General features: G+C 60.7%; 20 protein-coding genes. 7 read left to right on the top strand and 13 right to left on the bottom strand.

From position 1 onward, the window contains the following. Positions 1–57: 57 nt before the first annotated feature. The 12 genes from IB245_RS20315 to IB245_RS20260 form a co-directional block, all read right to left on the bottom strand. A complete protein-coding gene (locus IB245_RS20315; RefSeq protein WP_177318173.1) occupies positions 58–1,308 on the bottom strand; it encodes a flavohemoglobin expression-modulating QEGLA motif protein in 1,251 nt (416 codons plus the stop codon). A 63-nt stretch (positions 1,309–1,371) separates the two neighbouring features. Continuing rightward, on the bottom strand, positions 1,372–1,926 hold the full coding sequence (locus IB245_RS20310; RefSeq protein ID WP_008034193.1) for a hypothetical protein: 555 nt from the start codon (positions 1,924–1,926) through the stop codon (positions 1,372–1,374). Between the two features lie 152 nt (positions 1,927–2,078). Beyond that, entirely contained in the window at positions 2,079–2,795 is a 717-nt protein-coding gene (locus tag IB245_RS20305) for a TetR/AcrR family transcriptional regulator (RefSeq protein WP_008034197.1), read from the bottom strand. Between the two features lie 102 nt (positions 2,796–2,897). Next, a complete protein-coding gene (gene lysS, locus IB245_RS20300; protein ID WP_008034198.1) occupies positions 2,898–4,400 on the bottom strand; it encodes a lysine--tRNA ligase in 1,503 nt (500 codons plus the stop codon). An 84-nt stretch (positions 4,401–4,484) separates the two neighbouring features. After that, a protein-coding gene (prfB, locus tag IB245_RS20295) for a peptide chain release factor 2 (RefSeq protein ID WP_192228479.1) occupies positions 4,485–5,580 on the bottom strand; the annotation gives its coding sequence in 2 pieces (ribosomal slippage) (positions 4,485–5,507 and positions 5,509–5,580; 1,095 coding nt in all). A gap of 607 nt (positions 5,581–6,187) precedes the next feature. Continuing rightward, positions 6,188–7,189, bottom strand: a complete 1,002-nt coding sequence (locus IB245_RS20290) for a response regulator (RefSeq protein WP_192228478.1) — start codon at positions 7,187–7,189, stop codon at positions 6,188–6,190. A 48-nt stretch (positions 7,190–7,237) separates the two neighbouring features. Next, complete coding sequence (locus IB245_RS20285) at positions 7,238–8,248, bottom strand: chemotaxis response regulator protein-glutamate methylesterase (RefSeq protein WP_192228477.1); 1,011 nt, start codon at positions 8,246–8,248, stop codon at positions 7,238–7,240. Next, complete coding sequence (locus tag IB245_RS20280; RefSeq protein WP_192228476.1) at positions 8,245–10,533, bottom strand: hybrid sensor histidine kinase/response regulator; 2,289 nt, start codon at positions 10,531–10,533, stop codon at positions 8,245–8,247. Before IB245_RS20280 ends, IB245_RS20285 begins: the two co-directional genes overlap by 4 nt. After that, positions 10,530–11,213, bottom strand: a complete 684-nt coding sequence (locus tag IB245_RS20275) for a chemotaxis protein CheW (RefSeq protein WP_192228475.1) — start codon at positions 11,211–11,213, stop codon at positions 10,530–10,532. The genes IB245_RS20280 and IB245_RS20275 overlap by 4 nt, the downstream gene beginning before the upstream one ends. After that, positions 11,210–12,478 carry a CheR family methyltransferase gene (locus IB245_RS20270; RefSeq protein ID WP_192228474.1) on the bottom strand — a complete coding sequence of 423 codons (1,269 nt, stop codon included), beginning with the start codon at positions 12,476–12,478 and terminating at the stop codon, positions 11,210–11,212. The genes IB245_RS20275 and IB245_RS20270 overlap by 4 nt, the downstream gene beginning before the upstream one ends. Beyond that, positions 12,475–13,011, bottom strand: a complete 537-nt coding sequence (locus IB245_RS20265) for a chemotaxis protein CheW (protein ID WP_008029747.1) — start codon at positions 13,009–13,011, stop codon at positions 12,475–12,477. Before IB245_RS20265 ends, IB245_RS20270 begins: the two co-directional genes overlap by 4 nt. Next, positions 13,011–14,633 (bottom strand): methyl-accepting chemotaxis protein, encoded by a 1,623-nt coding sequence (locus IB245_RS20260; protein ID WP_192228473.1) that lies wholly within the window; start codon positions 14,631–14,633, stop codon positions 13,011–13,013. Before IB245_RS20260 ends, IB245_RS20265 begins: the two co-directional genes overlap by 1 nt. A gap of 544 nt (positions 14,634–15,177) precedes the next feature. On the opposite strand from IB245_RS20260, the gene IB245_RS20255 reads away from it, so the two are divergent. Continuing rightward, positions 15,178–16,173 (top strand): hypothetical protein, encoded by a 996-nt coding sequence (locus IB245_RS20255; protein WP_192228472.1) that lies wholly within the window; start codon positions 15,178–15,180, stop codon positions 16,171–16,173. Positions 16,174–16,239: 66 nt separating this feature from the next. On the opposite strand, the gene IB245_RS20250 is transcribed toward IB245_RS20255, so the two are convergent. Continuing rightward, positions 16,240–16,962, bottom strand: a complete 723-nt coding sequence (locus tag IB245_RS20250; protein ID WP_192228471.1) for a tellurite resistance TerB family protein — start codon at positions 16,960–16,962, stop codon at positions 16,240–16,242. A gap of 187 nt (positions 16,963–17,149) precedes the next feature. Here IB245_RS20250 and IB245_RS20245 point away from each other — a divergent pair, with 187 nt between their 5' ends. The 6 genes from IB245_RS20245 to IB245_RS20220 all read left to right on the top strand — a co-directional run bounded on the left by IB245_RS20245 (position 17,150) and on the right by IB245_RS20220 (position 24,023). Beyond that, on the top strand, positions 17,150–18,064 hold the full coding sequence (locus IB245_RS20245; RefSeq protein ID WP_192228470.1) for a LysR family transcriptional regulator: 915 nt from the start codon (positions 17,150–17,152) through the stop codon (positions 18,062–18,064). A gap of 100 nt (positions 18,065–18,164) precedes the next feature. Next, the gene (locus tag IB245_RS20240) at positions 18,165–19,652 is read left to right on the top strand and encodes a gamma-aminobutyraldehyde dehydrogenase (RefSeq protein WP_081500226.1); all 1,488 of its coding nucleotides are present in this window, start codon (positions 18,165–18,167) and stop codon (positions 19,650–19,652) included. 228 nt (positions 19,653–19,880) lie between these two features. Further along, entirely contained in the window at positions 19,881–21,032 is a 1,152-nt protein-coding gene (ydcS, locus tag IB245_RS20235) for a putative ABC transporter substrate-binding protein YdcS (protein ID WP_008029736.1), read from the top strand. Positions 21,033–21,222: 190 nt separating this feature from the next. Beyond that, positions 21,223–22,260 carry an ABC transporter ATP-binding protein gene (locus IB245_RS20230; RefSeq protein ID WP_008029734.1) on the top strand — a complete coding sequence of 346 codons (1,038 nt, stop codon included), beginning with the start codon at positions 21,223–21,225 and terminating at the stop codon, positions 22,258–22,260. 1 nt (position 22,261) lies between these two features. Beyond that, the gene (locus tag IB245_RS20225; RefSeq protein ID WP_192228469.1) at positions 22,262–23,209 is read left to right on the top strand and encodes an ABC transporter permease; all 948 of its coding nucleotides are present in this window, start codon (positions 22,262–22,264) and stop codon (positions 23,207–23,209) included. Then, complete coding sequence (locus IB245_RS20220; protein ID WP_192228468.1) at positions 23,199–24,023, top strand: ABC transporter permease; 825 nt, start codon at positions 23,199–23,201, stop codon at positions 24,021–24,023. The genes IB245_RS20225 and IB245_RS20220 overlap by 11 nt, the downstream gene beginning before the upstream one ends. The last annotated feature ends 132 nt before the right edge of the window (positions 24,024–24,155 follow it).

Raw genomic sequence — 24,155 nt, 5'->3', positions numbered from 1 at the left:
TGTTGACTGACACAACGCCTTCGCGGGCAAGCCTCGCTCCTACAAGGTATGCGGTGATTAGAGGATGTTGGAGTAATCCGCTTCGATCCGGTCCAGGCTCAGGTGGTTCAGGAAGTTGGAGAAGCACATCCACGCCGACAGCGCGTTCATGTCACGGAACTGCTCCGGCAGATACTTCGGCGGTACCACCAGGCCTTCGTCCACCAACTGGCGCAAGGTGCGCATGTCTTCCAGCGTAGTCTTGCCGCAAAACAGCAGCGGCACTTGCTCAAGCTTGCCTTTACGCACGGCCAACTGAATGTAGTTGTAAACCATGATAAAGCCCTTGAGGTAGGACAAGTCTTTGGTAAATGGCAGACCGTTCGGCACCGAACCACGGAAAACCCGACTGGCGTTGCCGTAGCTTTCCGCCATTTCAAAGCCCTGCTCGCGGAAGAACTCGAAGATCTGCAGGAAGTCCGCGCCCTCCTCCACCATGTGGATGGCGCGGGTGCGGTTGGTCAGTTTGCGCAGGCGGCTCGGATAAGAGGCGAAGGTGATGATTTCCATCAGGATCGCCAGCCCTTCCTGGGTCACCGTCGACGAGGGCGGCCCCTTGGACAGGAAAGTGCAGATCGGCTGGTTCAGACCGTTGAGCGTAGTGCCGACATGCACCAGCCCTTCGTGGACTTCCAGCGCACGCACGTCACGCTCGTTGAACATCGCGTCGGTGCGGATCTTGATGTAGTCGGCGCCGGCCGCCGCATCGGCGACGATGCCGTCGGACTCGAACACCCGGATGGTTTCCTCGGCCTCGCCAAACACTTTGCTCAGCCGGGTTTGCAACAAATGCACGGCGTCCTTGGCGGTGAGGATTTTCGGCTCGTCCTTCAGGTCACCACGACCATCGATGTTGTTCAGATAATCGGAGAGCATCAGGCCGAGGTCGGACAGGGTCGGATCACCGGCGTGAAACGCATCGGATGCCGCGCCATACAACTCTTGGGAAATCAGGCCGAAATCCTCGGTGCCGCGCGCTTCAAGCATGCGCACCACCATCCGGTATTCCTTGCACATGCGCCGCATGATCTGGCCGACCGGGTTGAACTGGCCAAGCTGACGGGTGATGTCACGCTCGATGTTCTGGAACTCCAGCTTCACTTTGCTGGAGTCGAAGGACAGCGGCCGGTTCAGGTAGTAATCACGGTCCACCGCCGGCATTTCCTTGCCCTTGGCCTTGAGGAAACCCTTGCGGATGCTGTCGTCCCACTTCACTGCATCCAGGACGCGAATCGGCGTCTGCGCCAGCACAATGCGATCGGACAACATGCGTATCGTCTGCTGGTAATCGTCCACCCGAAACTCCTGTAGAAAAACCGTTATGTGCTGGGTTTATTTGGCTTTGGCCAGGCGCTGATAGCGCACGGCTTCGACGAAGACATCGGAATTGGCCGGATCGTCGAGGTAAGCGAAGACTTGGTCCATGCGTGTGTTGATCAGCACGCCGTCGCCGTCGTCGGTCTGGAAACCTTCGCCGCTGAGGACTTTTTGCCCCAGGGCCTGGTTGATCTGTTCGAGGTCGAGGTTGTAGACCACCAGTTCATGCTTGTCGGTGAGTTCGAAACCGGCAATGGTGAAATGCCCGCCGAACTGTGCCGGGACTTTTGCCGACAGGTACCAGCGGTTGCCATGGCGCGAGACGGTGAAGGGATAGGCTTCGCGTTCCTTGGGTTTGGCCTTGAAGTAGCTGACCGCCTGATAGCGATTGTCGCCGATGCGCGTCAGCTCCAGGTTCAGCGGCTCGCCCCAGGCATTGGTGCTGGTCCATTTGCCGAGTAATCCTTTGGGCGCGGGGTCGCTCGTGGGCAATGGCTCCCTGAAGGTCACCAGACAGCCACTGAGCAGCAGGATCGACAAGGCGATCACAACGACGCGCCAGGCTTTCATTCAATACTCCCTATGAACACAGTCCCCGAATGCTCACTGTCCCTGTAGGAGCGTGGCTTGCCCGCGAAGGCGATGTGTCAGTCAACACATCATCTGTTGAATGTTAAATCGCCTTCGCGGGCAAGCCTCGCTCCTACAGGTTCATCGCAGGATCACACCGACGCCAATACCAAATGCATGTAGCGGGTCAGGATACCGAGCATTTCAGCTTCGGCGTCAGGCTCGGCGTCGTTGAGCAGCCCCTGATATTCCATCCGTCCGATAATCGCCGTCAACACTTTGGCATCCTGGTGTGGCTCACGGGAACCCAAAACCTGGAAAAGCTGACACGTACCCTGCAGGAGAATCTGCTGGTGCGAGCGCACCAGCTCCGCCAGGCGGGGGTTCAGCAGCGCTTCCTGACGGAACGCCTGTTCGGCCATCAGGTGTTCGCGACGGTTGATCAGTTGCCGGTGAACATAGTCCGCCATCAACCGTGCGATGTCGTCCGCCAGTTGCGAGCGCGACTCGGGGCTGCCGTCGCCGCTGACGACCATCTCGCGCAGCAGCCCTTCATTGTTCACCCACAACTTGGCCATGAACGCCGCGCTGCGCTCCACGTATTGGGCAAAGGTATCGGTGAGCAAGTCATCGATGTCCTTGAAATAGTAAGTGGTGGCCGACAGTGGCACACCCGCTTCTGCAGCAACCGCACGGTGACGCACGGCCCGCACGCCATCGCGCACGACAATGCGCATGGCCGCATCGAGAATGTCCTGTCGACGCTGCTCGCTGCCCTGACGGCTGGCCTTGCGGCCCTGGTACTGAACACTTTCAGCGACCGCAGTGGCGATACCCGCTGCACCTTCTTGAGCCATTGCACGGTTCACGACAGGAATTCCTCTCTCATTTCAAAAGTAACCAATTGATACGTTTGTACCAGACAGGCAATAAAAAGCCGCCTGTTATAGGCGGCTTTTTAATTGAAACATTTACGCTTGCGGCCGCATGTGCGGGAACAGGATCACGTCGCGGATCGACGGGGAGTTGGTCAGCAGCATCACCAGACGGTCGATGCCGATGCCTTCACCGGCCGTTGGCGGCATGCCGTACTCCAGCGCGCGAACGAAGTCGGCGTCGTAGTGCATGGCTTCGTCGTCGCCGGCGTCCTTGTCGGCCACCTGCGCCATGAAGCGCTCGGCCTGGTCTTCCGCGTCGTTCAACTCGGAGTAGGCGTTGGCGATTTCACGGCCACCGATGAACAATTCGAAACGGTCGGTAACGTTCGGGTTGTCGTCGTTGCGACGGGCCAGCGGCGACACTTCGAACGGGTACTGGGTAATGAAGTGCGGCTGCTCCAGCTTGTGCTCGACCAGCTCTTCGAAAATCATCACCTGCAATTTGCCCAGGCCTTCGAAGCCCAGCACCTTGGCGCCGGCTTTCTTGGCGATGGCGCGGGCCTTGTCGATGTCATTCAGATCATCGGCAGTCAGCTCAGGGTTGTACTTGAGGATCGAATCGAACACCGACAGGCGCACGAACGGTTCGCCGAAGTGGAACACCTTGTCGCCGTAAGGCACGTCGGTGCTGCCCAGAACCAGCTGCGCCAGCTCGCGGAACAGTTCTTCGGTCAGGTCCATGTTGTCTTCGTAGTCGGCGTAAGCCTGGTAGAACTCCAACATGGTGAATTCAGGGTTGTGACGAGTCGAAACGCCTTCGTTACGGAAGTTGCGGTTGATCTCGAACACTTTCTCGAAACCGCCAACCACCAGACGCTTGAGGTACAGCTCAGGCGCGATACGCAGGAACATTTCCATGTCCAGCGCATTGTGGTGCGTTTCGAACGGCTTGGCCGCTGCGCCGCCCGGAATGGTTTGCAGCATCGGCGTTTCCACTTCCAGGAAGTCACGTTGCATCAGGAAGCTGCGGATGTGGGCGATGACTTGCGAACGCACGCGGAAGGTCTGGCGCACGTCTTCGTTGACGATCAGGTCAACGTAACGCTGACGATAGCGCTGTTCGGTGTCGGTCAGGCCGTGGTGCTTGTCCGGCAGCGGGCGCAGGGATTTGGTCAGCAGGCGCACGCTGGTCATTTCAACGTACAGGTCGCCCTTGCCGGAACGGGCCAGGGTGCCTTCGGCGGCAATGATGTCGCCCATGTCCCAGGTTTTCACCGCGGCCAGGGTTTCTTCGGACAGGGTCTTGCGGTTGACGTAGACCTGGATGCGACCGGTCATGTCCTGGATCACCATGAACGAGCCACGGTTGAGCATGATGCGACCGGCAACCTTGACCGGGATTGCAGCCTCTGCGAGCTCTTCCTTGGTCTTGTCCACGTACTGTTTCTGCAAGTCTTCGCAGTAGTTTTCGCGGCGGAAGTCGTTCGGGAAGGCATTGCCCTTGGCGCGCTCGGCAGCCAGCTTTTCCTTGCGCAGGGCGATCAGGGAGTTTTCTTCCTGTTGCAGGGCTTGCGGGTCGAGTTCTAGGTCGCTCATGTCTTTAAATATTCCATCAGGTTCGTTGTCCCCGGCGTGGGGCCGGGGATCGCCGGCAAGCCGGCTCCTACAGGGGGGGCGGCGTTACAGGCCTTGTTTCAGGCTCGCTACCAGGTATTCGTCGATGTCGCCGTCGAGCACCTTGTCGCAGTCGCTGCGTTCGATGTTAGTGCGCAAATCCTTGATTCGCGACGCATCGAGTACGTAGGAGCGAATCTGGTGACCCCAGCCGATGTCCGACTTGGTGTCTTCCAGGGCTTGCGAGGCGGCGTTGCGTTTCTGCACTTCCTGCTCGTACAAGCGCGCCCGCAACATTTTCATCGCGGTGTCTTTGTTGGCGTGCTGGGAGCGTTCGTTCTGGCAGCTGACCACGGTGTTGGACGGTACGTGGGTGATACGTACGGCCGAGTCGGTGGTGTTTACGTGCTGACCACCGGCACCGGAGGAGCGGTAGGTGTCGATGCGCAGGTCCGACGGGTTGATGTCGATTTCGATGTTGTCATCGATTTCCGGCGACACGAACACGGCCGAGAACGAGGTGTGGCGACGGTTGCCGGAGTCGAACGGGCTCTTGCGCACCAGGCGGTGCACGCCGATTTCGGTACGCAGCCAGCCGAAGGCGTATTCGCCCTTGATGTGCACGGTGGCGCCCTTGATACCGGCGACTTCACCGGCCGACAGTTCCATGATGGTCGCGTCGAAACCGCGTTTGTCAGCCCAGCGCAGGTACATGCGCAGCAGGATGTTGGCCCAGTCCTGGGCTTCGGTGCCGCCGGAGCCGGCCTGGATGTCCAGGTAGGCGTTGTTGGCGTCCATTTCACCGCTGAACATGCGACGGAATTCGAGTTTTTCCAGCGATTCGCGCAGGCGTTCGACTTCGGCGGCGACGTCATCGACGGCGGCCTGGTCTTCTTCTTCTGCGGACATCAGCAGCAGGTCTTTGGCGTCGGCCAGGCCGGCGTGCATTTCGTCGAGGGTTTCGACGATCTGCGCCAACATGGACCGCTCGCGGCCCAGTTCCTGAGCGTACGACGGGTTGTTCCAGACAGACGGATCTTCAAGCTCGCGATTGACTTCGGTCAGACGCTCATGCTTTTGATCGTAGTCAAAGATACCCCCGAATAGTTTCGGAGCGCTCGGACAGGTCCTTGATACTGTTAAGGATCGGGTTGATTTCCATGGCGGGCAGCACTCGTTGGCGAACTTTTGAAAGCCGGCGAGTATAACGGCAAACGGCCGGAAACGGCAGCCCGCTTGGCCGAAAAGGCCCGATGCGTTTTCGGAGCGGCCGTACACCGATCAACTGTAGGAGCCGGCTTGCTGGCGATGGCGGACTGTTAACCGACCATTTTCTCTCGGGTGTACATATCCGTTTCTGCGGTAACGGCGGCTATCAGTTTCGCCCTTACGGCGAGTCACTTGGAAGAGCCCCAAGTAACCAAGGGCTCTTGCCCCTTTCGTTCGGTGCCTCGCCTAGGCTCGGCATGCCCTCGCTCCGGTCCTGCTCCGTGGGCCCGCCGCCATCGGCCATCCATGGCCGGGGGCGGCTAACCCGGCATCCATGCCGGGTTGCCCACTACGCAGAACCTGCGCTCGGCCTCTCGAGGGGGCGCTCAGATCAAAAGCGGAAGGCGAGCTAACGCTCGGCCTGATGAGTGGTGGGAATCAAAAGCGTACGTGCCCCTGTAGGAGCCGGCTTGCTGGCGATAGCGGTGGGTCACCTGTTTATTGGCTGGACGGACGCTATCGCCAGCAAGCCGGCTCCTACAGGAAATGAGGTCGCCCTGTTACTCGATACCCACCTGATTGCGCCCATTGTTCTTCGCCAGGTACAGCCCCTTGTCCGCCGCCGAGATCAATTGACGGCAATCGGCGCCCGCTTGCGGGGTCATGGTCGACAGGCCGATGCTGATGGTCAGGCTTGAGCCTTCGCTCGGTGAAATGTGCGGGATTTTCAGTGCAGCCACGGTCTGGCGCAGTTTTTCCGCGACCAATCGCGCACCGCCCGGTGATGTATTGGGCAGGACCAGCGCGAATTCTTCGCCGCCATAACGGGCCGGCAAGTCAGAAGGTCGGGCGCTGGCGTCGCGGATGGCTGTGGCGACTTTGCGCAGGGCTTCGTCGCCTTCGAGGTGGCCAAAGTTGTCGTTGTAGGACTTGAAGTAGTCCACATCGATCATCAGCAACGACAATTGGCTCTGGTCGCGCAACGAACGTCGCCATTCCAGTTCCAGGTACTCGTCGAAGTGACGACGGTTCGACAAACCGGTCAGGCCGTCCGAGTTCATCAGGCGTTGCAGCACCAGGTTGGTGTCGAGCAACTGCTGCTGGCTGACCCGCAACGCGCGGTACGCGGCGTCACGCTGCAGCAGGGTCATGTAGGAACGCGAGTGATAGCGGATGCGCGCCACCAGCTCGATGTTGTCCGGCAGTTTGACCAGGTAATCATTGGCCCCGGCCGCGAATGCCGCGCTTTTGATCAGCGGGTCTTCCTTGGTCGACAGCACGATGATCGGAATGTCCTTGGTGGCCGGGTGATTGCGGTATTCGCGCACCAGGCTCAGGCCGTCGAGACCGGGCATGACCAGGTCCTGGAGGATCACCGTCGGCTTGATCCGGATCGCCTGCGCAATCGCCTGATGCGGGTCGGCGCAGAAGTGGAAGTCGATGTTTTCTTCATTCGACAACCCGCGGCGCACCGCTTCGCCGATCATGGCCTGATCGTCCACCAACAACACCATGGCGGCGTTTTCGTCGGTTTTGAAGCCGTCGAGCTGTAAGTCATTCATGTGCGGTCACCTGAGTACTGCCTGGGCCAGGATTGCTGCTGAGCATAGTCATTTGGCAAAAATCTCCAGCAATCGTGGCGCTATCTTTTCCAGCGGGCGAATTTCTACAGCGGCGTCGATGGCCGCTGCCGCTTTCGGCATGCCATACACCGCGCTGCTTTGTTGGTCCTGAGCGATGGTCAGGTAACCCTGTTGGCGCATGAGTTTAAGCCCCTGCGCGCCATCGCGTCCCATGCCGGTCAATAAAACCCCTACGGCATCGCCATTCCAGTAACTGGCCACGCTCTCGAAAAACACATCGATCGAGGGCCGATAGATCTCGTTGACCGGCTCGGCGGTGTACGCCAGCGTGCCGTTTTTCAATAAACGAATATGGTGGTTGGTGCCGGCCAGCAGCACGGTACCCGCCTGCGGTGGCTCGCCTTCCTGGGCCAGGCGCACATTCAGGCCGCTGGCGCCGCTGAGCCACTCGGCCATGCCGGCGGCGAACACCTGGTCAACATGCTGCACCAGCACAATGGCGGCGGAAAAATTTATCGGCAGCCCCTTGAGCAGTATTTCCAGGGCTGCCGGCCCACCTGCGGAGGAACCGATGGCGATCAGTTTTTGCCGGGAACCTGAGTGGCGCAACGGGCCCGGCGCGGGGCGCACGCGATTGCCTTTGTCGCCGATAATCCAACCGATGTTGAGGATTTTGCGCAGTAACGGCGCCGCTGCTTCCTGGGCATTGCCGGCACCGATTGCCGGCGTATCGACCACATCCAGAGCGCCGTGGCCCATGGCCTCGAACACCCGGTGCACGTTCTGCTGGCGGTCAACCGTGACGATCACGATGGCACACGGCGTCTCGGCCATGATTCGCCGCGTCGCCTCGACGCCATCCATCACCGGCATGATCAGGTCCATCAGGATCAGGTCCGGGGTGTTTTCCACGCAACGCTGCACGGCCTCGGCGCCGTTGCTGGCGACCCAGATCACTTGATGCTCCGGCTCAAACGCTAAGGCGCGACGCAGGGCCTCCACCGCCATGGGCATGTCGTTGACGATTGCGATTTTCATGCCCGCGCTCCTCCTATGAGCTCAACCACTGCATCAAGCAGGGCGTCGTCGTGAAAACTGGCTTTGGCTAGATAATAGTCGGCCCCGGCGTCCAGTCCACGACGACGGTCTTCTTCGCGATCCTTGTAGGACACCACCATCACCGGCAGCGATTGCAGGCGGTTGTCCCGGCGCAACAATGACACCAGTTCGATACCGTCCATGCGCGGCATATCGATGTCGGTGATCAGCAGATCGAAATCCTCGGAACGCAGGGCATTCCAGCCATCCATGCCGTCCACCGCCACGGCCACGTCGTAGCCGCGATTGAGCAACAGTTTGCGTTGCAACTCGCGGACGGTCAGCGAATCGTCGACCACCAGAACCCGTTTGCGCGCGGCTTCGGCCGCCTGATTGCTGTGACGGGCAATCCGCTCCAGACGCCCGGTATTGAGCAGTTTGTCCACCGACCGCAACATGTCTTCGACATCGACGATCAGCACCACCGAACCGTCGTCGAGCAGCGCGCCTGCGGAAATGTCCTGCACTTTGCCCAGACGCTCGTCCAGCGGCAAGACCACCAGCGTGCGCTCGCCGACAAACCGCTCGACCGCCACGCCGTAGATCGCATCGCGCTCGCGGATGACCACGACCTTGAGGGTTTGCTGACTGTTGGTGCTCGCCGGACGCTGAAGCAATTGGCTGGCCGCGACCAACCCGACATGCCGGCCTTCGTACCAGAAATGCTGACGGCCTTCGACCTGCACGATGTCCGCCGGCTCCAGGTCGCACATGCGCTCAATGTGGGCCAGCGGAAACGCATACGCCTCTTCGCCGACCTCCACCACCAGGCTGCGCACCACCGACAGGGTCAGCGGCACTTCGAGATGGAAGCGGCTGCCCTCGCCCGCCGTCTGCTCCAGCACCACCGCGCCGCGCAACTGGCGGACCATGTGCTGAACCGCGTCGAGGCCGACGCCACGTCCGGACACTTCAGTGACCGCGTCGCGCAGGCTGAAACCCGGCAGGAACAGGAACGTCAGCAACTCCTCTTCGCTCAACTGCGCGGCGGTGTCGGCCGGGGACAACTGACGTTCGATGATGCTGCGGCGGACCTTTTCCAGGTCGACGCCGTTGCCGTCATCGCTCAGTTCCAGCATCAGCAGACCGGCCTGATGCGAGGCGCGCAGGCGGATCAAACCTTCTTCCGGTTTACCGGCCAGCAGCCGTTGCTCCGGGGATTCGATGCCGTGGTCGACGGCGTTGCGCAGCAAGTGCGTCAGCGGCGCTTCGAGTTTTTCCAGGACGTCGCGATCGACCTGGGTTTTCTCGCCCTCGATCTCCAGCCGCACCTGTTTACCGAGGCTGCGCCCCAGGTCGCGGACCATGCGTACTTGCCCGCTCAGCACATCGGCAAACGGCCGCATGCGACAGGCCAACGCGGTGTCATAGAGCACTTGCGCACGTTGACTGGCCTGCCAGGCGAACTCGTCCAGCTCGACGTTTTTTTCCACCAGCAATTGCTGGGATTCCGCCAGCAACCGACGCGCATCGTCGAGGGCTTCCCGGGCTTCCAGGCTCAAGGTCTGATCCTTGAGATGGACATTGAGGTTTTCCAGCGCCCGCAGGCCGTTGTTCTGCATGCGCTTGAGGCGTTGCATGGTGGCCAGGTGCGGTTTGAGCCGCAGGGTTTCCACCAGGGATTTGCTCGACAGGTCGAGCAGGCTGTTCAAGCGCTCGGCCGTAACGCGCAATACGCGCTCGCCACTTTCGGTGGTGCGTTTGGTCTTGGGCGAGGGCTCGGCGGCAGCTGCCGAGGGGGCTTGCGTGGCGGCCGGCATGGGCGACTCAACCGTGGCCGTCGGCGGCTCCAGCTGAAGTTCTGCCATCGGCGGCGCGATGGGGGCAACCGTCGCCATGTGAACAAGCAGCCGTCCCATCAAGACGACATAAGCTTCGATATCCGCAGGCGCCGGTGCGTTGTTCGGCGTCGCGATGCGCATCAGCAAATCGGTGCCCTGCAGCAAGGCATCAATGTGCTCGGGCCGCAGATACAACCGGCCTTCCTGGGCGCTGACCAGGTAATCTTCCATCACATGGGCAACGCTGACGCCGGCATCGACGCCGACGATCCGCGCCGCGCCCTTGAGCGAGTGCGCGGCGCGCATGCACGATTCGAGGTAATCGGCCTGGGTCGGATCGCGTTCAAGCGCCAACAGCCCCGTGCTCAACACCAGGGTCTGGGCCTCGGCTTCGAGGCTGAACAGTTCCAGCAAAGAGGCGTCGCGCATTTGCTCGGGGGTCATGTGAGGCTCCGGGTCACGGCGGACAGCAGCTGTTCTTCATCCAGCCAACGCAGGCTGCGACCTTTGAATTGCAATACGCCACGGGTGTATTTGGCGCTGGCTTGCGCACCGGAACGCGATGCGGCCTCAAGGAGGCGCTCGTCGATGGCATGGATCCCGTCGACTTCGTCCACTGGCACCACTACCGGCCCGCCGTGGGCCGCGATGATCAACATGCGCGGCATCACGCGCGCACCAGGCGTCACGCTGCTCACGCCGTCGAGTCCGAGCAGTTCCACCAACGACAGGCACGCCACCAACGCGCCGCGCACATTCGCCACGCCGAGCAAGGCCCGGGAGCGCTGGTGCGGCAGGGAATGAATCGCTTGCAGCGGCGCCACTTCCACCAGGCTGCGGGTGGCCAGGCCTAACCATTCTTCGCCGAGGCGGAACATCAGCAGCGAGCGGGTTTTCACCTCGCTTTCGACCGCGACCGAGACTTGCCCGCGGTCTTCCTGTTGCAACGCATAACGGTCGAGCAAACGCGTAGCGGCCGCCGAGTACACCGCGCAATTGCGGCAATGAATGTGTTCGATCAGCAGCGGGCAGGACTTGTCGCCGTGGATACCGATACGGTTCCAGCAATCGTCGATGGCCTGGGCATCTTCATGGGTGAGGCTAAAGCTGTCGGCGGCATTCATCGTTTGCGCTCACTGTTTGCGCGCTCGCTGCGGGCGGCGCGGTCCTGCAATCGTTTGGCGCCCGCCGTGTCGCCCTGGGATTGCAGCAAGGCCGCCAGGTGCATCAACGCGTCGGGATGTTGCGGTTCGAGGTACAACGCCTTGCGATAAAAGCCCTGGGCTTCGAGGGCGCTGCCGGCGACATCGCTGAGCAGCCCCAGCCAGTAAAACACCTGGGCTACCGGTTCATGGCTGCGCAAATAACTTTCGCACGCGGCGCGGGCTTCGGCGCTTTTGCCTTCATTGGCCAGTGCGGCGATGTTTGCCAGCAACGTAGCGGCGTCGGGACTGGCGGCTTTTGTCGCCACCGGCAGCGGCGTCACCGTTGCGAAGGGCCGCAGGCGTACCGGCGCCGGTGTGACGTTGCGCACCGGTTGGCGCACTGGCAACGGCGTCGGCACGAAGGCCGCAAAAGGCTCGGGCTCTGGCGCGCTCTGGCGACTGAACGCAAATGACTGTGGAATACCAATCGAACGCATGCCCAAGCGCCCCAGCAAACTGCCCTCGGCCGGGCCGATAAACAGCACACCCTCGACATGGGTCAGGCGCTTGAGCACTTCGAACACTTGTTGTTGCGTCGGCTGATCGAAATAGATCAGCAGGTTGCGGCAGAACACGAAGTCATAAGGCGATTCGTTGGCCAGCAACGACGGATCCAGCAGATTGCCGACCTGTAAACGCACCTGTTCCAGCACGCGCTCGCTGAGGCGATAGGACTCGTCCTCGGCGGTGAAATGCCGCTCGCGAAACGCGATGTCCTGGCCGCGAAACGAATTCTTGCCGTACTGCGCGCGCCTGGCTTTTTCCACAGACAGCGGGCTGACGTCCATGCCTTCGACTTTGAACTGATGCGGTTTGAACCCGGCATCGAGCAAGGCCATGGCAATGGAATAGGGTTCTTCACCTGTGGAACACGGCAGGCTGAGAATCCGCAATGCGCGCATGTTGTTGATATCGGTCAGGCGCTTGGCCGCCAGTTTCGCCAGGGCGGCGAAGGATTCCGGGTAACGGAAAAACCAGGTTTCGGGAACGATCACCGCTTCGATCAGCGCTTGCTGCTCATCCTGCGAGCCCTGCAAGGTGTGCCAATACTCATCGGCCGTCAGCGCGCTGGACGCCGTGCTGCGCTGGCGCACCGCTCGTTCGATGATCGCCGGGCCCACCGAGGTGACGTCGAGGCCGATGCGCTCCTTGAGAAAATCGAAAAACCGCTGATCGCTGCTCATGGCTGCACCTCAAGCTGCGCCAGGTCCAGCGGGGGTGATGGAAACAGCAGCGCCCGAACTTGCTCGTCCAGCAGATCGGCGACGCGCACCCATTGCAGCAAACCTTGCGCGTCTTCACGCACCGGTCCGAGGTACGGCGCCTGGCGATTATCCAGGCCGTACGGCTGAAAGTCCGCCGGGTTGCAGCGCAGCGTGTCGGTGGCCTGCTCCAGGATCAGCCCGAGCAATTGCGCCTCGGCGGTTTCATCCGCACGGTAATTGACCAGCACCAGGCGCGTGCTGGTACGCGCCTGGGCCGGTTCGCCAAAGGTCAGCGCACTGAGGTCGATTACCGGCACTACCGCGCCGCGATAGGCGAACACCCCGGCGACCCAGTCCGGCGCGCGGGGTATCGGCTTCAACGGCAGGCGCGGCAGCACTTCCGCCACTTCGATCGCTTGCAAGGCATAGCGCTCGCTGCCGATGCGAAACACCAGAAACAATGCATGCATCGCCGGCTTCACGGCGGTGCGTTTGGCCGTGAGTTCGCTCATCAGACTTTGAATCGCGAAACGCCGCCGCGCAGCCCGACGGCCACCTGGCTCAGTTCGTCGATGGCAAAACTGGCCTGACGCAAGGACTCGACGGTCTGGCTGCTGGCATCGCCCAACTGCACCAGTGCATGGTTGATCTGCTCGGCGCCGGTGGCCTGGGCCTGCATGCCTTCGTTGACCATCAACACCCGCGGCGCCAGCGCCTGAACCTGATGGATGATCTGCGACAGCTGCTCGCCGACCTGCTGCACCTCGGACATGCCGCGACGCACTTCTTCAGAGAACTTGTCCATGCCCATGACCCCGGCCGACACCGCCGACTGGATCTCGCGCACCATCTGCTCAATGTCGTACGTGGCCACGGCGGTCTGGTCCGCCAGGCGCCGCACTTCGGTGGCAACCACAGCAAATCCACGACCGTATTCACCAGCCTTCTCGGCTTCAATGGCAGCGTTCAGCGACAGCAGGTTGGTCTGGTCCGCGACTTTGACGATGGTCACCACTACTTGATTGATGTTGCCGGCCTTCTCGTTGAGGATCGCCAGTTTGGCGTTGACCAGATCCGCGGCGCCCATCACCGAGTGCATGGTCTCTTCCATTCGCGCCAGCCCTTGCTGCCCGGAACCGGCAGCCACCGAGGCCTGATCGGCAGCGGTGGAGACTTCGGTCATGGTCCGCACCAGGTCACGCGAGGTGGCGGCGATTTCACGGGAAGTGGCACCGATTTCGGTGGTGGTGGCGGCGGTTTCCGTAGCGGTGGCTTGCTGCTGTTTGGAGGTGGCGGCGATTTCGGTCACGGACGTGGTGACCTGCACCGACGAGCGCTGCGCCTGAGACACCAACGAAGTGAGTTCGGCCATCATGTCGTTGAAGCCGGTTTCCACAGCGCCGAATTCGTCCTTGCGCTCCAGGTTCAAGCGGCCGCTGAGGTCGCCGGTACGCATGACTTCGAGGATCTGCACGATGCGGTTCATGGGCGCCATGATCGCGCGCATCAGCAGCAGGCCGCAGAGACCGGCGGCCAATACCGCCACCAGCAGGGAAATGCCCATGATGACTTTCGCGGTGAACACCGCATCATCAATGTAGGCCATGTCCTGATCCGCCACGGCTTTGTTTTCGCGCAGGATGTCATTGAGCTTCATGCGCCCCGCCGTCCAGGTCGGGGTCAGTTGTTCATTGAACAACTTGATGGCCTCGGCTTCCTGATTGCGCTTATGCAAGTCGAGCACTGCGGCCAGGATCTTGCCGTAATTCTCATGGTATTTTTCGAAGGCTGCGAATTCGAGCTTGTCTTCATCCGTGGTGACGGTGGCGCGATAGCTATCCATCGCGTCCTGCACGCGCGCTTCAAAATTCTTGAAGTCTGCGGCGTCCTCGGCACTGATGCCCTGCCCTTCCTTCAAGCCCAGCATTTCCTGGGTCTGGAGATAGCTGTCGACCCAGGCGCCACGAATCATCGAGCTGTAATACACCCCGGGGAGCGCGTCGTCACGAACGCTGACTTCGCTGGCCTCGATCTTCAACAGCCGGGAATACGAGACGACGACCATCAGCAACATGATGGCGATAATTACCGCAAAGCTCGCCAAAATGCGTTGGCGCAACGTCCAGTTCTTCACAGTCAGTCCTCGGGGCCATTTCAAATGCTGCGCAGTATAGCCGAGGGCGGTGTTTCATTTATAAGACGGATGCGCGGCGGTTCACATCTCGGCGAATGAGGATGTGGCGGGGCTGAAAAGGCTATCGCCAGCAAGCCGGCTCCTACAGGGGATCGGCGTCGGGCATGCATGCTGTGCGCACCGCAGTTCCCTTGTAGGAGCTGGCTTGCCGGCGATGGCGGCCTTGAGGGCGGGGCAGGATTTTAGGGCCTCATCGCCAGCAAGCCGGCTCCTACAATTCATCATCGTCACAACCACGCCGAAACTCGCTGTAGGCGTTGGGTTGCAGATCGCTGGCCATGACATCCGTCGAGGGCGTTGGGGCAACAATACCCAGCGTGACAGCCACTGACTGAGACATCGACCACGCGAAAAGGAATTGGAAGGAACGGTATTACCGCTCGTCGAAACTGTCATTTTTAACAGGTAGGTTTCGCCCGGCGTCCGGCGTAGAAGGACCGTAGGTAGTCATTCAACAGCCAGCGGTAAACGAAGGGGAAGAATCATGTCGAAATATGAAAGCGAGCCTGGTGGATCACAAGACATTTCTGTATCGGAAGACAACGGGAGGGACACTGTTGAACGATCAGAGTCCCCGCTAGTGTCTCCACCGTATATCACTGAACCAAAGTGGGGAGCTGAAGTTGGCAACCGACCAACCCTGCAAGTAGGTGGACATGCCAGGCATCGCGTCCAGATTAGAGACGCACACACATTAGAGGCGTTGAGTGCGGAGGGCCTGATAAACGACCACGGAGCCTTCAACCTCATTGTCAATAAAACCCTCGCGCCTGGCCCCCACGACGTGATCGTTGAATTATGGAGTGACGGTCAATGGGCCATGGCGACCAAAATCCTCCGCCTCAACGTAAGTTCGGGCAAGGATAGTGCTGACATCACTCATGACGAGTCCGAACTCTGGGCCCCCGGTGCAGGCGAAAACCCAGAGAGTCATAGCGAAGCGATGTGGGGTTTCACACGACCATATTTCAGTAACGCACATCTGGGGATGAGAATTGAAGAGGGGCACACTTTTCATGTGGGTGGTCATGCCAGAAGTTGGAAGTGGATAGAGGATGCCCATACAGGCGAACAGGTGAGTGAGGGTAAACTCACTGACCATGGCGGGGGGACCAACCTAAAAATCATTAGACATCTAGGAGAAGGCGTCCACGATTTGAGAGTGAGAATGGAGGGGCTCGGTAGTTGGTACATGTGCAGCCCAGCTTTGCGAGTTGTGGTACTTCCGCCGCCACGCATCACACATCCGAATATCAACCAACTACTCGGCGAGGGTATTCCAGGGGCAGATATAGAGCTGCATCAAGCCGGAGTAGGGAGCTTTCACGGCAAGACGATTGTCTACCCCAATCGTGCCTGGGAGATACGGCCTACTGGTGTACATAAAGGCATGGAGGTCACTTGCCGGCAGCGGCTTTCAACCGTCAAGTATGTTGAAAATACATACTCCGACTGGTCGAATTCGATCCTCTTGAGGTAAAAATTGTGCAGGTATAGCCTGGACGGAGAACGCGCGCCTTCCCCTCGTCCAGGTTTACCTGAGCAATCAAACCAAGGCCTGGCGCACCTGTTTTTCCAACTCGACTTTCAACGCTGGCTCAAGCTTGAGTTGGCGCGCCAGTTCGTCCAGGTAAGACTTCTCCATGAAGTTCTCCTCGTCCACCAGCATCACGCTGGCGATGTACATCTCGGCGGCCATTTCCGGCGTGCTGGCCGCACGGGCGACATCGGTTGGATCGAGGGGTTTGTTCAGTTCGGCGTGCAGCCAGTGTTGGAGCTCCTGATCGTTATCGAGCTTGGTGAACTCGCCTTCGATCAACGCGCGTTCGCGCTCGTCGACATGACCGTCAGCCTTGGCCGCCGCCACCAGCGCCTTGAGAATCGCCTGGCTGTGTTGCTCGACCTGCGCCGTCGGGACGCGGTCCACGGTTTGCGGCTCTTGTTTCGGTGCTGTGCCCTGCTGGGCCTGCCAGTTGCCGTAAGCCTTGTAGGCAATCACGCCCAATGCCGCGAGGCCGCCGTAGACAGCGACCTTGCCGCCGACTTTGCGAGCCTTCTTGTTACCCATCAACAGGCCCATCGCGCCAGCGGCCAATGCACCGCCACCCGCGCCTGACAACAAACTGCCAAGGCCACCCGAACCACCGCCACCACCAAGCAATCCGCCCAACCCAGCGCTGGACGCCTTGTTCTGCGCGCCACCGGTCTTGTTCTGCAACAGGTCCTGGCCGGATTTGAGTAATTGATCGAGCAATCCACGGGTATTCATTCTTGCCGCCTCCACAAAAGGGGTTAACCGGACACATAAGGCCACCAGCCTAGATCGAAAGTGCCCAGCCCTTCCCAGCGAGAGTGCTTCCAGATGTTGCTCACCTTCTGTAACGCTAAAAAGCCCATCGATTAAAAAGATATACACTCAAGCGAATCTATAAAAACCGCCCACCGGGTACTTCTTCATGATGACTTTGCGTCAAATTCGTCATTTCATCGCCGTGGCCGAGACCGGCTCGATCTCTGCCGCCGCGCAAACCGCGTTCATTTCCCAATCGACATTGACCCTGGCCATCCAGCAACTGGAGCAGGAAATCGGCGTCGGGCTGTTCAACCGCCATGCCAAGGGCATGACGCTGACCCACCAGGGCCATCAATTCCTACGTCAGGCACACCTGATTCTGGCAACGGTGGACAACGCCAAACGCAGCCTGCAACAAAGCACCGATCAGGTCGCCGGGCAGTTGATCATCGGTGTAACCAGTCTCGTCGCCGGTTATTACCTCGCGGACCTGCTCACCCGCTTTCAACGCGCCTACCCCAACGTCGAGATCCGCGTGATGGAGGATGAACGCCCGTACATCGAGCATTTGCTGGTCAGCGGCGAGATCGATGTCGGTGTGCTGATCCTCTCCAACCTCGAAGACCGCCACGCCCTGCAAACGGAAGTGCTGACCCATTCGCCTCACCGTTTATGGCTGCCGGCCCAGCATCCGCTGCTGGAGCACGACAGCATCAACCTGGCCGACGTCGCCCGTGAGCCGCTGATTCAACTGAACGTTGATGAAATGGACCGCAACGCCCAGCGCATGTGGTCGGCAGCATCGCTTCAACCGCGCATCACCCTTAAAACCGCTTCGACCGAAGCGGTACGAAGCCTGGTGGCCGCCGGGTTGGGCGTGTCGATCCAGCCCGACATGACCTATCGCCCCTGGTCATTGGAGGGCGACATCATCGAAGCGCGGCCGATTGCCGACCTGAGCCAGACCCTCGACGTCGGCCTGGCCTGGCGCCGCGGCACGGCGCGTCCGGCACTGGTCGACCCGTTCCTGACCGTCGCGCGCGAGCAGCCCCACGGCGGGCGCAAGCCATCTATTTAATCGAACGCCACCTTCAGTATTTAGTATTTGTCGACCTCGGGTCCGGGCACTAGTCTTGGAACATCTATAAGACGGCCGGGCCCCAGTCACAGGGAGCAGCATGGCCACACAAGAAAAGAGAACCCGAAAAATGGCTGGCGCGCAGACCCCGTTGTTCACCGCGTTGTTGATCGATGGCGAACTGGTCGCGGGTCAGGGTTTTGTCGAACCAATCCTCAACCCGGCCACCGGTGAAGTGCTGACGCACATTGCCGAAGCCAGCACCGAGCAAGTCGAAGCCGCGATCCTCGCCGCGCACCGCGCGTTCGCCAGTTGGTCGCGGACCACGCCGCAGCAGCGCTCGAACCTGCTGCTGGACATCGCCAATGCCATCGAAAAACAAGCCGACCTGCTCGCCCGCCTCGAATCCCTGAACTGCGGCAAACCGTTGCACCTGGCGCGTCAGGACGACTTGAGCGCGACGGTCGACGTGTTCCGCTTCTTCGCCGGCGCGGTGCGCTGCCAGACCGGCCAGCTCAGCGGCGAGTACCTGCCGGGTTATACCAGCATGGTCCGTCGCGATCCGATTGGCGTGGTCGCCTCGATTGCACCGTGGAACTACCCGATCATGATGGCCGCGTGGAAAATCGCCCCGGCCCTCGCTGCCGGCAACACGCTGGTGTTCAAGCCTTCCGAGCACACGCCGCTGTCGATCCTGGCCCTGGCCCCCGCGCTGGCCGAGATCCTCCCACGCGGCGTGATCAACATCATTTGCGGCGGCGGTGAAGGCGTGGGCAGCCACTTGGTCAGCCACCCGAAAATCCGCATGGTGTCGCTGACCGGCGATATCGTCACCGGGCAAAAAATCCTGCAGGCCGCAGCGAAAACCCTGAAGCGCACGCACCTCGAACTCGGCGGCAAGGCCCCGGTGATCGTCTGCAACGATGCCGACATTCAGGCGGTAGTCGAAGGCGTGCGCACGTACGGTTACTACAACGCCGGCCAGGATTGCACCGCCGCTTGCCGCATTTATGCACAGGCCGGCATTCATGACCGCCTGGTGGCCGAACTCGGCGCGGCGGTCAGCAGCCTGCGCTTCGCTGGTAAACGCGATGCCGACAACGAAATCGGGCCGCTGATCACCACCCGCCAGCGCGACCGCGTGGCCAGTTTCGTCGAACGCGCCCTCGGCCAGCCGCACATCGAGCGTGTGACCGGCGCGGCCGTGCATTCCGGTGCCGGCTTCTATTACCAACCGACGCTGCTGGCCGGCTGCAAGCAGAGCGATGAAATCGTCCAGCGCGAAGTGTTCGGGCCGGTGGTCACCGTGACCCGCTTTGATGGGCTCGAACAAGCCGTGGACTGGGCCAACGATTCGGAATACGGCCTGGCTTCCTCGATCTGGACCCAGAACCTGGACAAGGCGATGCAGGTCGCCGCGCGCTTGCAGTACGGCTGCACCTGGATCAACAGCCATTTCATGCTGGTCAGCGAAATGCCCCATGGCGGCCTGAAACGCTCGGGCTACGGCAAAGACCTGTCCAGCGATTCGCTTCAGGACTACAGCGTGGTGCGGCACATCATGGCGCGCCACGGACAGCATTTATAAAAGCGCACTACGCTAACAATTAGCCGTAAAGGCATTAGCGCAGAAACGCTGGAACACCGCGAATCCTGTAGGAGCCTGGCTTGCCAGCGAAGGCGTCCGTCCAGTTGACCATCAGGTTGACTGACCCACCGCTATCGCCAGCAAGCCGGCTCCTACAAGGATCGTGTTTACAACGCTGAACCACGTTCAAAACTGCCCCGACCATAATTTAAAGAAGAGGGAATTCCCATGTTCGTGCACAAGACCGCACTGCTCAGTGCTATCACCACCGCGCTGTTGGCCAGCGCCAGTATCCAGGCCGCCGAACCGCTGAAAGCCGTCGGTGCCGGCGAAGGTCAGCTGGATATCGTGGCTTGGCCCGGCTACATCGAACGTGGCGAAAGCGACAAGGCCTACGACTGGGTGACCAGTTTCGAGAAGGAAACCGGCTGCAAGGTCAACGTCAAAACAGCCGCCACTTCCGATGAGATGGTCAGCCTGATGTCCAAGGGCGGCTACGACCTGGTGACCGCGTCGGGCGATGCGTCGCTGCGGCTGATCGTCGGCAAACGCGTGCAGCCGATCAACACCGCGTTGATTCCGAACTGGAAGAACATCGACCCGCGCCTGAAGGATGGCCAGTGGTACGTCGTCAACAAACAAACCTACGGCACCCCGTATCAGTGGGGCCCGAACGTGTTGATGTACAACACCAACGTCTTCAAGACAGCCCCGGACAGCTGGGGCGTGGTGTTCGAGGAACAGAACCTGCCGGACGGCAAATCCAACAAGGGCCGGGTCCAGGCCTACGACGGTCCGATCTACATCGCCGATGCAGCGCTCTATCTCAAGGCGAAACGGCCGGAACTGGGGATCAAGGACCCGTACCAGCTCAACGAAGAACAGTACAAGGCCGCGCTGGACCTGCTTCGCAAGCAACAGCCTCTGATCCACCGCTACTGGCATGACGCGACCGTGCAGATGAGTGACGTCAAGAACGAAGGCGTCGTGGCGTCCAGCACCTGGGGCTACATGGTCAACGGCCTGGTGGCGGACAAGCAGCCAGTGGCCTCGGTCATTCCGAAAGAAGGCGCAACGGGCTGGGCCGACACCACCATGCTGCACGCCGACGCCAAGCACCCGAACTGTGCTTACAAATGGATGGACCATTCGCTGCAACCGAAAGTCCAGGGTGACCTGGCCGCCTGGTTCGGTTCGTTGCCGTCGGTTCCGGCGGGGTGCAAAGAGAGCGAATTGCTCGGTGCCGAAGGCTGCAAGACCAACGGCTTCGACCAGTTCGACAAGATCGCCTTCTGGAAAACCCCGCAGGCTGAAGGCGGCAAGTTCGTGCCGTACAGCCGCTGGACCCAGGACTACATCGCGATCATGGGCGGTCGCTGATCTGAGAGTTGACGCTGATCCCATTGTGGGAGCGGGCTTGCTCGCGAAAGCGGTGGGTCAGCCAACATCAATGTTGAATGTGATGACCCTTTCGCGAGCAAGCCCGCTCCCACATTTGATCTGTATTCCCCTGTGGGAGCGAGCCTGCTCGCGAAGCTTTTAAAGATTCTGTTTTTCGGAGCACCGCACCATGACGCTTGCAGTCCAGTTCACCAACGTTTCCCGTCTGTTCGGCGAAGTGAAAGCCGTAGACCGGGTTTCCATCGACATCCAGGACGGCGAGTTCTTCTCCATGCTGGGCCCTTCCGGCTCGGGCAAAACCACGTGTTTGCGCCTGATCGCCGGTTTTGAACAACCGAGCGCAGGCTCGATCCGGATTCACGGCAATGAAGCCGCCGGGCTGCCGCCGTATGAGCGTGACGTCAACACGGTGTTTCAGGATTACGCCCTGTTCCCGCACATGAACGTACTCGACAACGTCGCCTACGGTTTGAAAGTCAAAGGCGTCGGCAAGGCTGAACGCCAGAAACGCGCTGAAGAAGCCCTCGACATGGTAGCCCTCGGCGGCTACGGCGCACGCAAACCGGTGCAACTGTCGGGCGGTCAGCGCCAGCGTGTGGCCCTGGCCCGTGCATTGGTCAATCGCCCTCGGGTGCTGCTGCTCGACGAACCGCTGGGCGCCCTCGACTTGAAGCTTCGCGAGCAAATGCAAAGCGAGCTGAAAAAACTGCAACGCCAGCTCGGCATCACCTTCATCTTCGTCACCCACGACCAGACCGAAGCACTGTCGATGTCTGACCGTGTGGCGGTGTTCAACAAGGGGCGCATCGAACAAGTCGATACCCCGCGCAACCTCTACATGAAACCGGCGACCACCTTTGTGGCGGAATTCGTCGGCACCTCCAACGTGATTCGCGGCGATCTGGCGCAGCAGCTCAGCGGCAATCCGCAGCCGTTTTCGATTCGCCCGGAACACGTGCGTTTCGCCGACGGCCCGTTGGCCAGCCACGAAATCGAAGTCAGTGGTTTGCTCCACGACGTTCAGTACCAGGGCAGCGCCACCCGTTATGAACTGAAGCTGGAAAACGGCCAGACCCTGAACATCAGCCAGGCCAACAACCAATGGCTGGACGTCAGCGCGCAACATCAGACCGGGCAACGCATCAGCGCACGCTGGGCACGGGAAGCGATGATCCCGCTGCACGACACCGTTGCCGGCGGGGTGTGAGATGACCAGCGTGGCTCTCCCTCAATCCCCGGCCAGCGGTTCGCCGCTGCGCAGGTTTTCCAACCTGCTGTATCGCCGGCCGAACTTTTACCTGGCGCTGCTGCTGGTGCCGCCGCTGTTGTGGTTTGGCGCGATCTACCTCGGTTCGCTGCTGGTGCTGTTGTGGCAAGGTTTCTACACCTTCGACGACTTCACCATGGCGGTCACGCCCGACCTGACCCTGGCGAACTTCGCCGCGCTGTTCCAGCCGTCGAACTTCGACATCATTCTGCGCACCCTGAGCATGGCCGTCGTGGTGTCGATTGCCAGCGCCATTGTCGCGTTCCCGATCGCCTACTACATGGCGCGCTACACCACCGGCAAGACCAAGGCGTTTTTCTACATCGCGGTGATGATGCCGATGTGGGCCAGTTACATCGTCAAGGCGTATGCGTGGACGTTGCTGCTGGCCAAGGGCGGCGTGGCGCAGTGGTTCGTTCAACACCTGGGACTGGAGCCGGTGTTGCAATTTGTGCTGGGCATTCCGGGCGTGGGTGGCAGCACCTTGTCGACCTCGCACCTGGGGCGCTTCATGGTGTTCGTCTACATCTGGCTGCCGTTCATGATCCTGCCGATTCAGGCCTCGCTGGAACGCCTGCCGCCGTCGTTGCTGCAAGCCTCCGCCGACCTCGGCGCCAAGCCGCGCCAGACCTTTATGCAAGTGATTCTGCCGTTGTCGATTCCGGGCATCGCCGCCGGGTCGATCTTCACGTTTTCGCTGACCCTGGGCGACTTCATCGTGCCGCAACTGGTGGGCCCGCCGGGGTACTTCGTCGGCAGCATGGTGTACGCCCAACAAGGCGCGATCGGCAACATGCCAATGGCCGCGGCGTTCACGCTGGTGCCGATTGTGTTGATCGCCATTTACCTGACCATCGTCAAACGACTGGGGGCCTTCGATGCACTCTGACTCTTCATCTCAAGGGCAGGCATCTTTAGGTCTGCGCATCGCAGCCTGGGGCGGGTTGGTATTCCTGCACTTCCCGATCCTGATCATCTTCCTCTACGCGTTCAACACCGAAGACGCGGCGTTCAGCTTTCCGCCCAAGGGCTTCACCCTGAAGTGGATCGGCGTGGCGTTCGCGCGGCCGGATGTACTGGAAGCGATCAAGCTGTCGCTGCAGATCGCCTCCGTCGCGACGTTGATCGCGTTGGTGCTCGGCACGCTGGCGTCGGCGGCGTTGTACCGGCGAGATTTCTTCGGCAAGCAAGGCATCTCGCTGATGCTGATTTTGCCCATCGCATTGCCGGGGATCATCACCGGGATCGCGCTGTTGGCGACCTTCAAGACGCTGGGCATTGAGCCGGGGATGTTCACCATCATCGTCGGCCACGCGACCTTCTGTGTGGTGATCGTCTACAACAACGTCATCGCCCGGTTGCGCCGCACTTCGCACAGTTTGATCGAAGCCTCGATGGACCTCGGCGCCGATGGCTGGCAGACCTTCCGCTACATCGTCCTGCCGAACCTCGGCTCGGCGTTGCTGGCCGGCGGCATGCTCGCGTTTGCGCTGTCGTTCGACGAAATCATCGTCACCACCTTCACCGCCGGCCATGAACGCACCCTGCCGCTGTGGCTGCTCAACCAGCTCAGCCGCCCACGGGACGTGCCGGTGACCAACGTCGTCGCGATGCTGGTGATGATGGTGACCATGCTGCCGATTCTCGGCGCCTATTACCTGACCCGTGGTGGTGAAAGCGTGGCGGGGAGTGGCGGGAAGTAACGAACAACTCAATATCCACTGTAGAAACCGAATCCTGTGTAGGAGCGAGGCTTGCCCGCGAAGGCGTCCTCGAGAGCGCCAAAAGCTTCGCGGGCAAGCCTCGCTCCTACACAGGATCCGGTTTCGGCAGAA

Origin of the sequence: Pseudomonas sp. PDM02 (genome assembly GCF_014852285.1) — a bacterium.
Lineage (GTDB): Bacteria > Pseudomonadota > Gammaproteobacteria > Pseudomonadales > Pseudomonadaceae > Aquipseudomonas > Aquipseudomonas migulae.
This window is presented reverse-complemented; position numbering and strand designations above follow the sequence as displayed.

Bases quoted from the DNA above. Each gene is read 5' to 3' on its own strand.
- IB245_RS20315 (WP_177318173.1), bottom strand. From the start codon at position 1,308: ATGTTGTCCGATCGCATTGTGCTGGCGCAGACGCCGATTCGCGTCCTG.
- IB245_RS20310 (WP_008034193.1), bottom strand. From the start codon at position 1,926: ATGAAAGCCTGGCGCGTCGTTGTGATCGCCTTGTCGATCCTGCTGCTC.
- lysS (WP_008034198.1), bottom strand. From the start codon at position 4,400: ATGAGCGACCTAGAACTCGACCCGCAAGCCCTGCAACAGGAAGAAAAC.
- IB245_RS20290 (WP_192228478.1), bottom strand. From the start codon at position 7,189: ATGAATGACTTACAGCTCGACGGCTTCAAAACCGACGAAAACGCCGCC.
- IB245_RS20285 (WP_192228477.1), bottom strand. From the start codon at position 8,248: ATGAAAATCGCAATCGTCAACGACATGCCCATGGCGGTGGAGGCCCTG.
- IB245_RS20280 (WP_192228476.1), bottom strand. From the start codon at position 10,533: ATGACCCCCGAGCAAATGCGCGACGCCTCTTTGCTGGAACTGTTCAGC.
- IB245_RS20275 (WP_192228475.1), bottom strand. From the start codon at position 11,213: ATGAATGCCGCCGACAGCTTTAGCCTCACCCATGAAGATGCCCAGGCC.
- IB245_RS20270 (WP_192228474.1), bottom strand. From the start codon at position 12,478: ATGAGCAGCGATCAGCGGTTTTTCGATTTTCTCAAGGAGCGCATCGGC.
- IB245_RS20265 (WP_008029747.1), bottom strand. From the start codon at position 13,011: ATGAGCGAACTCACGGCCAAACGCACCGCCGTGAAGCCGGCGATGCAT.
- IB245_RS20255 (WP_192228472.1), top strand. From the start codon at position 15,178: ATGTCGAAATATGAAAGCGAGCCTGGTGGATCACAAGACATTTCTGTA.
- IB245_RS20250 (WP_192228471.1), bottom strand. From the start codon at position 16,962: ATGAATACCCGTGGATTGCTCGATCAATTACTCAAATCCGGCCAGGAC.
- IB245_RS20245 (WP_192228470.1), top strand. From the start codon at position 17,150: ATGATGACTTTGCGTCAAATTCGTCATTTCATCGCCGTGGCCGAGACC.
- IB245_RS20240 (WP_081500226.1), top strand. From the start codon at position 18,165: ATGGCCACACAAGAAAAGAGAACCCGAAAAATGGCTGGCGCGCAGACC.
- ydcS (WP_008029736.1), top strand. From the start codon at position 19,881: ATGTTCGTGCACAAGACCGCACTGCTCAGTGCTATCACCACCGCGCTG.
- IB245_RS20230 (WP_008029734.1), top strand. From the start codon at position 21,223: ATGACGCTTGCAGTCCAGTTCACCAACGTTTCCCGTCTGTTCGGCGAA.
- IB245_RS20225 (WP_192228469.1), top strand. From the start codon at position 22,262: ATGACCAGCGTGGCTCTCCCTCAATCCCCGGCCAGCGGTTCGCCGCTG.
- IB245_RS20220 (WP_192228468.1), top strand. From the start codon at position 23,199: ATGCACTCTGACTCTTCATCTCAAGGGCAGGCATCTTTAGGTCTGCGC.